The sequence below is a fragment of the Streptomyces sp. NPDC058469 genome, from assembly GCF_042721125.1.
Lineage (GTDB): Bacteria > Actinomycetota > Actinomycetes > Streptomycetales > Streptomycetaceae > Streptomyces.
In genome coordinates, this window is the sequence record NZ_JBHXME010000049.1 from 16,013 (window position 1) to 28,366 (window position 12,354).

12 protein-coding genes are annotated in these 12,354 nt (G+C 70.8%); 7 read left to right on the plus strand and 5 right to left on the minus strand.

Annotation, left to right across the window (positions count from 1 at the left end):
* Position 1: 1 nt before the first annotated feature.
* Positions 2-1,699 (minus strand): hypothetical protein, encoded by a 1,698-nt coding sequence (locus ACFWP5_RS21775; protein ID WP_384158839.1) that lies wholly within the window; start codon positions 1,697-1,699, stop codon positions 2-4.
* Between the two features lie 198 nt (positions 1,700-1,897).
* Here ACFWP5_RS21775 and radA point away from each other — a divergent pair, with 198 nt between their 5' ends.
* Both radA and disA read left to right on the plus strand, forming a co-directional pair.
* Positions 1,898-3,307 carry a DNA repair protein RadA gene (radA, locus tag ACFWP5_RS21780; protein WP_384158842.1) on the plus strand — a complete coding sequence of 470 codons (1,410 nt, stop codon included), beginning with the start codon at positions 1,898-1,900 and terminating at the stop codon, positions 3,305-3,307.
* A gap of 82 nt (positions 3,308-3,389) precedes the next feature.
* Positions 3,390-4,514, plus strand: coding sequence for a DNA integrity scanning diadenylate cyclase DisA (disA, locus tag ACFWP5_RS21785; protein ID WP_384158845.1), 1,125 nt, complete (start codon positions 3,390-3,392; stop codon positions 4,512-4,514).
* A gap of 13 nt (positions 4,515-4,527) precedes the next feature.
* Here disA and ACFWP5_RS21790 read toward each other — a convergent pair whose 3' ends face one another.
* Complete coding sequence (locus ACFWP5_RS21790; RefSeq protein WP_384158848.1) at positions 4,528-5,367, minus strand: hypothetical protein; 840 nt, start codon at positions 5,365-5,367, stop codon at positions 4,528-4,530.
* 319 nt (positions 5,368-5,686) lie between these two features.
* Here ACFWP5_RS21790 and ACFWP5_RS21795 point away from each other — a divergent pair, with 319 nt between their 5' ends.
* The 5 genes from ACFWP5_RS21795 to cseC all read left to right on the plus strand — a co-directional run bounded on the left by ACFWP5_RS21795 (position 5,687) and on the right by cseC (position 10,404).
* On the plus strand, positions 5,687-6,625 hold the full coding sequence (locus ACFWP5_RS21795) for an A/G-specific adenine glycosylase (RefSeq protein ID WP_384158850.1): 939 nt from the start codon (positions 5,687-5,689) through the stop codon (positions 6,623-6,625).
* 331 nt (positions 6,626-6,956) lie between these two features.
* Entirely contained in the window at positions 6,957-7,496 is a 540-nt protein-coding gene (locus tag ACFWP5_RS21800) for a SigE family RNA polymerase sigma factor (protein ID WP_019064956.1), read from the plus strand.
* On the plus strand, positions 7,484-8,200 hold the full coding sequence (locus ACFWP5_RS21805) for a hypothetical protein (RefSeq protein WP_384158853.1): 717 nt from the start codon (positions 7,484-7,486) through the stop codon (positions 8,198-8,200). The genes ACFWP5_RS21800 and ACFWP5_RS21805 overlap by 13 nt, the downstream gene beginning before the upstream one ends.
* A 144-nt stretch (positions 8,201-8,344) precedes the next feature.
* Positions 8,345-9,052 (plus strand): two-component system response regulator CseB, encoded by a 708-nt coding sequence (gene cseB, locus ACFWP5_RS21810; protein WP_384158856.1) that lies wholly within the window; start codon positions 8,345-8,347, stop codon positions 9,050-9,052.
* 8 nt (positions 9,053-9,060) lie between these two features.
* Positions 9,061-10,404, plus strand: coding sequence for a two-component system sensor histidine kinase CseC (gene cseC, locus ACFWP5_RS21815; protein ID WP_384158859.1), 1,344 nt, complete (start codon positions 9,061-9,063; stop codon positions 10,402-10,404).
* A gap of 105 nt (positions 10,405-10,509) precedes the next feature.
* Here cseC and ACFWP5_RS21820 read toward each other — a convergent pair whose 3' ends face one another.
* The 3 genes from ACFWP5_RS21820 to ACFWP5_RS21830 are packed head-to-tail and all read right to left on the minus strand — an operon-like array spanning position 10,510 to position 12,298.
* A complete protein-coding gene (locus tag ACFWP5_RS21820) occupies positions 10,510-11,367 on the minus strand; it encodes a class I SAM-dependent methyltransferase (protein WP_384158862.1) in 858 nt (285 codons plus the stop codon).
* Positions 11,364-11,798, minus strand: coding sequence for a VOC family protein (locus ACFWP5_RS21825; RefSeq protein ID WP_384158865.1), 435 nt, complete (start codon positions 11,796-11,798; stop codon positions 11,364-11,366). The genes ACFWP5_RS21820 and ACFWP5_RS21825 overlap by 4 nt, the downstream gene beginning before the upstream one ends.
* Positions 11,795-12,298, minus strand: coding sequence for a helix-turn-helix transcriptional regulator (locus ACFWP5_RS21830; protein WP_384158941.1), 504 nt, complete (start codon positions 12,296-12,298; stop codon positions 11,795-11,797). Before ACFWP5_RS21830 ends, ACFWP5_RS21825 begins: the two co-directional genes overlap by 4 nt.
* Positions 12,299-12,354: the final 56 nt, after the last annotated feature.

Consider the following 12,354-nt stretch of genomic DNA (forward strand, 5'->3'; position numbering starts at 1 on the left):
GTCACGACGAACCCGGGCTCGGGTCGTCGCCGGGCGGCGTCGAGCCGCCCGGGTCGGCGGGGGACGAGCCCGTCGGGGTCGGGGTCGGGTCGGCGGACGTGGGCGGCGGGCTGCTCGGCGTGGGGTCGGTGGGCGCCGTGCTGGTGGGCGTCGGGTCCGGGCCGGACGAGGGCGGCTCGCCGGGGTCGGGATCCGTGGGGTGCGTGGGGTTGCCCGGGTCGGTCGGGGCGGGCGCGGTGCCGTAGCCCTCGATCGAGACGATGGCCCCGGCCGGTGAGACGGCCACGCGCGCGGTCCAGTGGCCGGAGGGCTCGCGCAGATGGTCGACGTACACCTTGATCGTCAACGATTCGCCCGGTGCGAGAGTTCCCGAGGACTGGCTGAGGTAGAGCCAGGGCGCCGCGGTGGTCGCGGACCAGCGGACCGGGGCCGAGCCGGACGCGGTGAGGGTGACGATCGTGGTGTCGCTGCTGTTGGCGGCCGAGACAGCCAGATGACCGGCGCCCTTCTGACCGGCGCCGGTGACGCTGATGACCTCTACGGAGACATCGTTCTTGCCGCCCTTGCCCGGACGGGGACCGGTGCTGGCGTTGCCGGTGTTCTCGTAGCCGCCGCTCGCGACCTCGCCCTCCAGGCTGCCGGTGCCGCTCTGCTCGCTCGCGGTGGCGGCCCGGCCGTCGACGCCCTCGCCGGTCGGTGTGCCCCGGTAGGCGGCCCACAGGGCGAGGACGGGCGCCGCGATGACGGTGGCGACGACGGTCGTCGTGACGGCACGCGCGCGGAGCCGGTCTCTTCGGGCGGCGCGGTCCTTCGGGTCCATCGGAAAACCGCGCCGGTCGAAACGGGGTGCCGCGGCCCCACGCGCGCGTGGGAGATGCGCCATGGCGACATGCAGGGCCGCGCGGGGTGCCTCCAGGACGGGCAGTTCGGCGGGCGTGACACTGGCGCCGGGCCAGCTGCCGGGGACCGCGCGCTCGGCGGTACGGCGGCAGTGTGGGCAGTCGTCGACGTGCCGGACGAGTTCGCGGCGCAGGGCGCTGCTGAGCACGAGTTGGTGGTCTCCGGTGAGGCGGGCGACGCTCGGGCAGCTCCCGGTCTCCACGACGGCGAGGGCGGCACGCGTGCGTTCCACCTCGCAGGCGGCGGACGCCAGCAGCTCCCGGGCGGTGGCGAGGTCCATGCCGAGGACGGCGGCGACCTCGTGGGCGGCGAGCCGGTGACGCACGGCGAGTTCGAGTGCCTCGCGCTGCTCCGGGGTGGTCCCGGCGGCCTCCGGCCAGGCGAGCAGGGCGAGTTCACGCCCCCGCTGCTCCCTCAACTCCTCGGAGACAGCCGGTTCCTCCACCTCACTACGCCCCGCCGCGTGCGTGCCCTGACGTTTCTGCTTGGCCTCGGCCAGCTTGCGCAGGCATGCCCAGCGGGCCAGCGCGTACAGCCAGGCCCGACGGTCCCCGGCCGTCTCCGGGACGCGCGCGCCCCGGCGTTCGGCCAGCGCCAGCACGTCTCCCAGGGCGGCGGTCGCCGCGTCGTGGTCGCAGAGCACGGACAGGCAGTACGTGAACAGGCCGTCCAGATAAGGCTCGTAGCGCGCGGGCGGGCGCTGCGCCAGCGTGCGCGCCGCAGCGCGGTCGCGCGCCTCCCGATGCGCCCGGTGTGCGCCGGTGGTGCGGGTCGAGGTCTCCGGACTGCTGCTCATCACCCGTGCGACCGTAGGCGGCTGGTGATGCCCCCTTCCGCCCCCTTGAGCACTTTTAATCCGTACGGGTGAAACGATCCCTCATAAGGGGACGGGAACCCTTGCTTCCCTGGCTCGTTCCTGACGGGGGGTGGCCGGATACCGCAGGGGCGCGCTCCGTGCGCCGGCCGCGTTGTCAGTGGCGGCGGTTACGGTTCAAGCATGGCTGCCCGTACGAAGACCACCAAGGACCGTCCGTCCTACCGCTGCACCGAGTGCGGCTGGCAGACGGCCAAGTGGCTCGGCCGCTGCTCCGAGTGCCAGGCCTGGGGGACGGTCGAGGAGTACGGCGCGCCCGCAGTCCGGACGACCTCCCCCGGCCGCGTCACCACCTCCGCGGTACCGATCGGCCAGGTCGACGCCCGTCAGGCCACCGCCCGCTCGACCGGCGTGCCCGAGCTGGACCGGGTCCTCGGCGGCGGCCTGGTCCCCGGAGCGGTCGTCCTCGTAGCGGGCGAGCCGGGCGTGGGAAAGTCGACCCTCCTCCTCGACGTGGCGGCCAAGGCGGCGAGCGACGAGCACCGCACGCTCTATGTGACCGGCGAGGAGTCGGCGAGCCAGGTCCGGATGCGCGCCGACCGCATCAAGGCGATCGACGACCACCTGTATCTCGCCGCCGAGACCGATCTGGCCACGATCCTGGGCCACTTGGACGCGGTGAAGCCCTCCCTGCTGATCCTGGACTCCGTCCAGACGGTGGCCTCCCCGGAGATCGACGGCGCGCCCGGCGGCATGGCCCAGGTCCGCGAGGTGGCCGGCGCCCTGATCCGCGCCTCCAAGGAACGCGGCATGTCCACCCTCCTCGTGGGCCATGTCACCAAGGACGGCGCGATCGCGGGCCCCCGCCTCCTGGAACACCTGGTGGACGTGGTCCTCTCCTTCGAGGGCGACCGCCACGCACGGCTCCGCCTCGTACGGGGCGTCAAGAACCGCTACGGCACGACCGACGAGGTCGGCTGCTTCGAGCTGCACGACGAGGGCATCACCGGCCTGGCCGACCCGAGCGGCCTGTTCCTGACCCGCCGCGCGGAGCCGGTCCCCGGCACCTGCCTGACCGTCACCCTGGAGGGCCGCCGCCCCCTGGTGGCCGAGGTCCAGGCGCTCACCGTCGACTCCCAGATCCCCTCCCCCCGCCGCACCACCTCGGGCCTGGAGACGTCCCGCGTCTCGATGATGCTCGCGGTCCTGGAACAGCGCGGCCGGATCAGCGCCCTGGGCAAGCGGGACATCTACTCCGCAACGGTGGGCGGAGTAAAACTCTCCGAACCGGCCGCAGATCTGGCCATCGCGCTCGCCCTGGCCTCCGCGGCGAGCGACACCCCCCTCCCCAAGAACCTGGTCGCGATCGGCGAAGTGGGCCTCGCGGGCGAGGTCAGACGGGTCACGGGCGTCCAGCGCAGACTCTCCGAAGCACACCGTCTGGGCTTCACCCACGCCCTGGTTCCGACCGACCCGGGCAAGATCCCCGCAGGCATGAAGGTCATCGAAGTGGCCGACATAGGAGACGCTCTCCGGGTCCTTCCAAGGTCCCGTAAGCGAGAGGCCCCACGGGACGCCGAGGACCGCCGGTAGACTTTGCCCTGGTCTCGCCCGTCCGTACGAACAGAGTGTGCGGAACGCGAGCACCAGAAAAACCTGCGACCGGAGGAGTGCAGTGGCAGCCAACGACCGGGCGTCAGCTCCCGGAAAGTCCGGCGGGAGCTCCGGTGCCGATGGCCTGATGCGCGCCTCACTGAGCGCCGTGGCCCCCGGCACGGCCCTGCGCGACGGCCTGGAGCGCATCCTCCGCGGCAACACGGGCGGACTCATCGTGCTCGGCTCCGACAAAACAGTCGAAGCGATGTGCACAGGCGGTTTCATCCTGGACGTGGAGTTCACAGCCACGCGCCTACGGGAACTCTGCAAACTGGACGGCGGCATCGTCGTCTCCTCGGACCTCTCCAAAATCCTCCGAGCAGGCGTCCAACTGGTCCCGGACCCCAACATCCCCACCGAAGAGACAGGCACCCGCCACCGCACGGCGGACCGCGTAAGCAAACAGGTCGCCTACCCAGTGGTCTCCGTCTCTCAGTCCATGCGCCTGATCGCCCTCTACGTAGACGGCCAACGCCGCGTCCTGGAGGACTCGGCGGCAATCCTGTCCCGAGCGAACCAAGCACTCGCCACCCTGGAGCGCTACAAGCTCCGCCTGGACGAGGTAGCGGGAACGCTGTCGGCCCTGGAGATCGAGGACCTGGTGACGGTCCGAGACGTCTCGGCAGTGGTCCAACGCCTGGAAATGGTCCGCCTGATCGCCACGGAGATCGCCGAGTACGTACTCGAACTGGGCACGGACGGCCGCCTACTCGCCCTCCAGCTGGAGGAGTTGATCGCGGGCGTAGAACCGGAACGCGAACTGGTAGTGCGCGACTACGTCCCCGAGCCCACGGCCAAACGCTCCCGCACGGTGAACGAGGCACTGGGCGAACTCGACGCCCTCTCCCACGCGGAACTCCTCGAACTCCCCACCGTGGCCCGCGCCTTGGGCTACACCGGCTCCCCCGAGGCCCTCGACTCGGCGGTCTCCCCCCGAGGCTTCCGCCTCCTGGCCAAGGTCCCGCGCCTCCCCGGCGCGATCATCGACCGCCTGGTGGAGCACTTCGGCGGCCTGCAAAAACTCCTGGCAGCAAGCGTCGACGACCTCCAGACGGTCGACGGCGTAGGAGAGGCAAGGGCAAGAAGCGTACGAGAGGGCCTCTCCCGCCTGGCGGAGTCCTCGATCCTGGAACGCTACGTCTGACGAAAACAGCCCGTCAGTCACTCGCCAGGACGAACGAGGTCTGCGCCTTGGCGAACCCGGAGGCCTGCGCCTCCACCAGATAGGTCCCGGCCCCGGCCGAACCGGCAGCCGGCGTCGCGCACTCGGGCGCGCTCGGCTTGCGGTCCCACTTCAGGGTGTACGTGACGCTGCTCCCGGCGGACACCCGGTAGTAGACACTCGCGGAGCTCTTCGGGCAGTCGGCCGAGGACCAGAAGTCGGACCCGCCCCCCGCCTCCGTAATGGTCAACACGGCACTCTTGGGCCCGAGATCGACCTTGCAGTCACTGCCGGAGGAGTTCTTGGCGGTCAGCACAAACGTAGGCGTCTGATCCGGCGAGTACGAGTTGTGCAGACTCCGCAGACTCAACTGCACAGCGCCGGCAGTGCAGTTGGGAAGCGTGGAGTCGGCAGGAACCGTAGTCCCCGTACTACTACCGCCGTTGGCCCCACCACCGGAGCCACTGCCACTGCCACCCGCCCCGGCACTGGACCCACCGGAGCCGGAGCCAGACCCGGAGCCCCCACCACTGGCCCCACTCGCCCCGCTCGACCCACTCGCCCCGCTCGAACTACTCGCGCCGCCCGAGTCATCACGCCCGCCCGGGTGTTGACTGATGGCGGGACCCGATCCCGACGGCCCGGCAGTGATCGTAGGAGCGGGAGTCTTGCCGTTCTTCGACCCGTCCGCACCGTTCTTGCCGCCCCCGCCACCGGAGTTGACGATCCAGGTGATCAGCAGCGCCAACAAGGCGACCACGGACACCATGAGGACCCTCCGTCGCCAATAGATGGAGGAGGGAAGCGGCCCGACCGGATTGCGCAGTGATCCCACGGCGCAAACTGTACGAGAGATCGGGGAGTTACCTCGCCCCACCCGCCGCCCCAGCCCCAACTTTTCCGGATCATCATCCCGGTAACGGAGTTGGGCGGAGCGGCCCGCCACCCGCGTACGGCGCGAAGGTGACGTGTCGGGGGGTGTCCGCCCGCAGCGGTTGGCGCGTCAACACCGCCACATTCTTGAGCAACCGATTCCGCGCCGTTCCGAGGGCGGACACCCCCCGGCGCGGCACCGACCCACAACGAAACGGCCGGCGAACCACCCACGCACCCGCACCCGCCGAACCGCCCGCACATGGCAGGATCGAACGGCCATGACTGCGCCCACGAAACCCCCGCACACCACATCCGCCACCACACCGGACGGAGGAGAAGGCGCCCGCCTCCACACCCCCGTCATCGACTGGTTCGAGGACAACGCCCGCGACCTCCCCTGGCGCCGCCCAGACGCCGGCCCCTGGGGCGTGATGGTCAGCGAGTTCATGCTCCAGCAGACCCCGGTGAACCGCGTCCTCCCGGTCTACGAACAGTGGGTGGCCCGCTGGCCCCGCCCCGCCGACCTCGCCCAGGACGCCCCCGGCGAAGCCGTCCGCGCCTGGGGCCGCCTCGGCTACCCCCGCCGCGCCCTCCGCCTGCACGGCGCCGCCACCGCCATAACGGAACGCCACGGCGGCGACGTCCCCACCGACCACGCCCAACTCCTCGCCCTGCCCGGCATCGGCGAGTACACGGCCGCGGCCGTGGCGTCCTTCGCCTACGGCCAACGCCACGCCGTACTCGACACGAACGTCCGCCGGGTCTTCGCGCGCGCGGTCACCGGCACCCAGTACCCCCCGAACGCCACCACCGCCGCCGAACGCAAGCTGGCCCGCGCCCTGCTCCCCCAGGACGACGACACCGCAGCCCGCTGGGCCGCAGCCTCCATGGAACTCGGCGCACTGGTCTGCACGGCGAAGAACGAGACCTGCCACCGCTGCCCCATCTCCGCCCAGTGCGCCTGGAACCTCGCCGGCAAGCCGGAACACGAGGGCCCGGCCCGCCGGGGCCAGACGTACGCCGGCACGGACCGCCAGGTCCGCGGCAAGCTCCTGGCCGTACTCCGCGAAGCGCACACCCCCGTCCCGCAGTCGGCACTGGACCGCGTGTGGCACGAGCCGGTGCAGCGAGCCAGGGCCCTGGACGGCCTGGTGTCCGACGGCCTGGTCGAACCCCTCCCCGACGGCCTGTACCGACTCCCCGCGACCCGCACCTGAAACAACCTGACACGACCTGACGCACGGTCACTTCACAGACAAAGCCCTCCACCCACCCCGCCCCACAGCCCACACCCAGCTCCCGCAACACTCCCGCAGCTCCGTCCCGACAGGCAAAACACCCCATAACCGCCCCAAAAACCCACCCCCCTTACCCCGGACCTACTTCCGTTACACAACCGACGGACAGCCGAGCGCTCCCCGCAGGCTGCTCCGCACAGTGCCGTGACAACCCCTCCGTAACTTCATTTGTGTACCGCAGACCGGCGGGACAGCAGCAGAGGACAACCGGCAGCAGGCGGGTCGGAAACGGGGATGGAGGCGGTTGATCATGGCGCAGGGCGAGGTGCTCGAATTCGAGGAGTACGTCCGCACCCGACAGGACGCGCTGCTGCGCAGCGCCCGCCGGCTGGTGCCGGACCCGGTCGACGCCCAGGACCTGCTCCAGACGGCGCTGGTACGGACGTACGGCCGCTGGGAGACCATCGAGGACAAGCGCCTGGCGGACGCGTACCTGCGCCGCGTCATGATCAACACGCGGACCGAGTGGTGGCGGGCCCGCAAGCTCGAAGAGGTGCCCACCGAGCAGCTGCCGGACGCGAGCGTCGACGACGCGACCGAGCAGCACGCGGACCGGGCGCTTCTTATGGACATCATGAAAGTTCTCGCTCCCAAGCAGCGCAGTGTGGTCGTCCTGCGACACTGGGAGCAGATGTCCACGGAGGAGACGGCCGCTGCCCTGGGCATGTCGGCCGGGACGGTCAAGAGCACGCTGCACCGGGCGCTCGCCCGGCTCCGGGAGGAGCTGGAGGCCCGCGACCTGGACGCACGCGCGCTGGAGCGTGAGGAGCGGGAGCGTTGCGCGGCCTGAGCGACGACACCCCTGTGCCCGGCCCGAGCCACGACCCGCCGAGGTCCGGCCCGAGGGACACCCCCGGGCCCGGGAGGGTGCGCGGGAGTCTGGAGGCGGCGTTCACGGCGATGGCCGTGCTCGCCGCCCTGGCCCTTTTGGTGTCCGGCTGTGCCACGGGCGGCACCGGCGCCCGTGACGAGGGCCCGGCACACTCCGACTCGGTGGCGGGCGTGGCGGAAGCGGCGTCACCGACCCCCTCCGCGACCGTCGACGACCACGTGGACGCGGTCAAACTCGTCATGGACGACCCGAAGGTCTCGGCGGCGGTCAAGCACGAGCTGAAGCCGTGCGTCGCCGACGAGTACGCGGTTGACGTGTCGTACGGCGAGCTGACCGGAAGCACCGCGAACGACGTCGTCGTCAACGTGATGACCTGCGGCGATGCGGTGGGGATCGGCTCGTACGTGTATCGCGACAAGGGCGGGACGTACGAGAATGTGTTCAAGGCCGAGGAACCCCCGGTCTACGCGGAGATAGACCGCGGCGATCTGGTCGTCACCAAGCAGGTGTACGAGAAGGGCGACCCGGTGTCGAGTCCCTCCGGGGAGAACGTGATCACGTACCGCTGGACCTCGGGCCGTTTCGTCCAGGAGTACAGCACCCACAACGAGTACAGCAACGCGGTCGGGGGCGACGCCTCGCCCGCCCCGAGCAAGAACTGAACCGATCGGAACCGGCCTCGTCGCAACCGAACCGGTCGGAACTGAACCGATCGGGCGCCCCGATCCGATGCTTCAGTGAACGCGGACGCCACCCCAGGCGTCCCATGCTTGAGAACGACCCACACGAGGACTGAGAGCACCGGGATGGCAGACCAGACCCACGTCCTGTTCGTCGAGGACGACGACGTCATCCGCGAGGCCACCCAACTCGCCCTGGAGCGGGACGGCTTCGCGGTGACCGCCATGCCCGACGGGCTGTCGGGCCTGGAGGCGTTCCGGGCGGACCGCCCCGACATCGCGCTGCTGGACGTGATGGTCCCGGGCCTGGACGGGGTGAGCCTGTGCCGCCGTATCCGGGACGAGTCGACGGTCCCGGTGATCATGCTGTCGGCGCGCGCCGACTCGATCGACGTCGTACTCGGCCTGGAAGCCGGAGCGGACGACTACGTGACGAAGCCCTTCGACGGCGCCGTCCTGGTGGCCCGGATCCGCGCGGTACTGCGCCGCTTCGGACACGCGAGCGGCAGCGACCGTACGACCGACGCGGCGGCGGCCCCGGTCGGCGGCGGGGTGCTGACCTTCGGCGATCTGGAGATCGACACCGAGGGCATGGAGGTGCGCAAGGCCGGGCAGCCGGTGGCGCTGACGCCGACCGAGATGCGGCTGCTGCTGGAGTTCTCGTCGGCGCCGGGCACGGTCCTGTCCCGCGACAAGCTGCTGGAGCGGGTGTGGGACTACGGCTGGGGCGGTGACACCCGGGTCGTGGACGTCCATGTGCAGCGGCTGCGGACGAAGATCGGCCAGGACCGGATCGAGACGGTCCGCGGTTTCGGCTACAAGTTGAAGGCCTGAGCAGGGGTATGCGGGGGAATTCACGGCGCAGGGTCCCGTCGTTCATGGACAGAGCGGGTATCCGTACGGGCCTGAGATGGAAGCTCAGCGCGGCCATCGCGCTGGTCGGCACGCTGGTCGCGATCGCGCTCAGCCTGGTCGTGCACAACGCGGCCCGGGTCTCGATGCTGGACAACGCGCGCGACCTATCGGACGAGCGCGTCCAGATCGCACAGCGCAACTACGAGCTGTCCGGGCGGCCGAACTTCCCCAGCATCAAGATCGACGACCCGAGCCTGCCGCCGGCGCTGCGCGAGAAGGTCGAGGAGGGCCGCCGGGCGACGTACGTCACCGACCGGCCGCACGGCGTGCCGGACATCTGGGCGGCCGTGCCGCTCAAGGACGGCCATGTGATGTCCCTGCACACCGGGTTCACCGACCGCAGCACGGACATCCTCAAGGATCTCGACCAGGCCCTGGTGATCGGCTCGATCGCGGCCGTGCTCGGCGGCAGTGCGCTCGGTGTCCTGATCGGCGGCCAGCTCTCGCGCCGGCTGCGCAAGGCGGCGGCCGCGGCGAACCAGGTCGCCAAGGGCGAGACGGACGTACGGGTGCGGGACGCGATCGGCGGGGTCGTCCGGGACGAGACCGACGACCTCGCGCGCGCGGTGGACGCGATGACGGACGCGCTGCAGCAGCGACTTGAGGCGGAACGAAGGGTTACGGCGGACATCGCGCACGAGCTGCGCACTCCGGTGACGGGCTTGCTGACCGCGGCCGAACTACTGCCGCCGGGCCGCCCGACCGAGCTGGTCCTGGACCGCGCGAAGGCGATGCGCACGCTCGTCGAGGACGTGCTGGAGGTCGCCCGGCTCGACGGGGCGTCCGAGCGGGCCGAGTTGCAGGACCTCATGCTGGGCGAGTTCGTGAGCCGCCGGGTGCTCGCGAAGGACCCGGACGCGGTGGTGCACGTCGTGCACGAGTCGGAGGTCACCACGGACCCGCGCCGCCTGGAGCGCGTGCTGTTCAACCTGCTCGCCAACGCGGCCCGGCACGGCAAGCCGCCGATCGAGGTCTCGGTCGAGGGCCGGGTCATCCGGGTCCGCGACCACGGCCCCGGCTTCCCCGAGGAACTCCTCGCGGAGGGCCCGAGCCGCTTCCGCACCGGCAGCAAGGACCGCGCGGGCCACGGCCACGGCCTCGGCCTGACCATCGCGGCCGGCCAGGCCCGCGTCCTCGGCGCCCGCCTGACCTTCCGCAACGTACGGCCTGCGGGCGCGCCGGAGTACATTCCGGCGGAGGGCGCGGTCGCCGTGCTGTGGCTGCCGGAGCATGCGCCGACGAGTACGGGAAGCTATCCGATGCTGCCGTAGGGCTTTCAGTGCCGGGACGACTCGGGACTCGGACCCCGGCCCCCTGGTCCCCCAGACCCATGGACCCCGGTCCCCTGGGCATCGGTCCCCTGGGCATCGGTCCCCTCACGTACTCGCCACCATCACCTCTTCCCCCCGAGACGGCGCAGCCCCCTCCACCCGGCCCCCGAAATACCGCTCCGCAAGCTCAGCGGCCTGTACGTGCCGTACCTCCCGGAACCCGCACTCGCGGCCCAGCGCCAGCATCTGTTCCGGGGTGAAGAAGCTCAGGAACGGTGTGCCCGCGGCACGAGCGCCCCGCACCGCGACCTCCAACTGCGCGCGCTGCTCCGGCTCCACGTCGTCCACGGGTCGTAGGAACGTGGTGACCAGGGTGGAGCCCGGGGCGAGACCGGCGACCCGGCGGAACATGGTGGTGATCGCGTCCAGGGTGAGGTACATGGTCACGCCGGTCGCGGCCACCACGGCGGGCCGCCCCATGTCGAGCCCGGCGGCGGCCAGTTGCCCCCACCAGTCGCCCTCGAAGTCGACCGGCACGAACCGCAGCCAGTCCGGGATGCCGTACCCCAGTTCCGTCAGCCGCCGTCGCTTCCAGGCCTGTGTGCCGGGCTGCTCGACCTCGAACACCGTTAGTTTCGCGCCCAGTTCGGGTCGCCGCTGGGCGAAGGTGTCCAGGCCGGCGCCGAGCACGACGTACTGGTCGACGCCCCGCCCGGCCTGCTCCTCCACCACGTCCTCGACATAGCGGGCCCGCGCCACGATCGACGCACGGACGCGGCGCGTGGCCTCGACGTCCATGTCGGGACGCTCCCGCCAGTCGTCCCCGGGGTCCGCGAGCCGCAGCCCGACCTCGTCCTCGATGACATGCGGCGGCGGATCGGCCTGGACGTGCAGGGCCCGCCACAGGGCGACCCGCACCGCCGTGTGGTCCGGCTCGACCTCCGTCACCGGCTCCGGGCTCATCCGAAGTCCTTCGAGAGGTCCAGCTCCTCGCTGCGCTCGGTCAGCGAGTACCAGTTGCCGCTGTCGTCGCGGAAGATCGCCTCGATGCCGTACGGCCGCTCGGTCGGCTCCTGGAGGAACTCGACCCCGCGCGCCTTGAAGGTCGCGTGGTCACCGCGGCAGTCGTCCGTAGTGAACGCCCCGGCACCCAGCACGCCCTTACTGATCAGCTTCTTCAGCGCCTCGGCGGACTCGGGGTCGAGGCCCGGACCGTCCAGGCTCATCAGGGTGAGCGCGACGCCGGGCTGGTTCTTGGCGCCCACGGTGACCCACTGCATGTCGCCCATCGAGATCTCGTCGCGGACCTCGAAGTCGAGTTTCTCGGTGAAGAAGGCCTTGCTGCGCTGCTGGTCGAAGGTCCACACGGTGGCGATGCCCAAGCCTTGGATCATGACGCCGCACTCCTGTCGGATGAGTCGGATGAGTCAGGTGATTCGGGTGAATCGAGTGAGGCTGCTTCCTGCTCATCACCGTAGGCAGGGCGGGCGGCGCGACGCTTCTTCAAAGTTGCGGTGGGGAAACCGCCGGCCCAGAGCATCGCGTAGCACCCGGGGATGAGCGCGGCCCCGCGGCCCACGTGCTTGGTCCGGTACTCGCTCGGCGTCAGCCCGGTCCGCGCCTTGAACCGCGCCGAGAACGTACCGAGGCTGCTGAAGCCGACCAGATTGCAGATCTCCGTCACCGAGAGATCGGCGCTACGGAGCATCTCCTCGGCCCGTTCGATACGCCGGTGCGTCAGATACTGGCCGGGCGTCTCGCCGTACGCCTCCTTGAAGGCCCGTATGAAGTGGTACCGCGAATATCCGGCATGCGCGGCCACCGCACCCAGGTCGAACTCCGGCTCGGCCCAGTCCCGGTCCATGGCGTCCTTGGCAAGACGCAACTGCCGCATTTTGTCCATGCGATCGATGGTGGCACGGCCCACTGACATCGACACCGGGCCGATGA

Bases quoted from the DNA above. Each gene is read 5' to 3' on its own strand.
- radA (WP_384158842.1), top strand. From the start codon at position 1,898: ATGGCTGCCCGTACGAAGACCACCAAGGACCGTCCGTCCTACCGCTGC.
- ACFWP5_RS21795 (WP_384158850.1), top strand. From the start codon at position 5,687: ATGACTGCGCCCACGAAACCCCCGCACACCACATCCGCCACCACACCG.
- ACFWP5_RS21800 (WP_019064956.1), top strand. From the start codon at position 6,957: ATGGCGCAGGGCGAGGTGCTCGAATTCGAGGAGTACGTCCGCACCCGA.
- cseB (WP_384158856.1), top strand. From the start codon at position 8,345: ATGGCAGACCAGACCCACGTCCTGTTCGTCGAGGACGACGACGTCATC.
- cseC (WP_384158859.1), top strand. From the start codon at position 9,061: ATGCGGGGGAATTCACGGCGCAGGGTCCCGTCGTTCATGGACAGAGCG.
- ACFWP5_RS21820 (WP_384158862.1), bottom strand. From the start codon at position 11,367: ATGAGCCCGGAGCCGGTGACGGAGGTCGAGCCGGACCACACGGCGGTG.
- ACFWP5_RS21825 (WP_384158865.1), bottom strand. From the start codon at position 11,798: ATGATCCAAGGCTTGGGCATCGCCACCGTGTGGACCTTCGACCAGCAG.
- ACFWP5_RS21830 (WP_384158941.1), bottom strand. From the start codon at position 12,298: ATGCGGCAGTTGCGTCTTGCCAAGGACGCCATGGACCGGGACTGGGCC.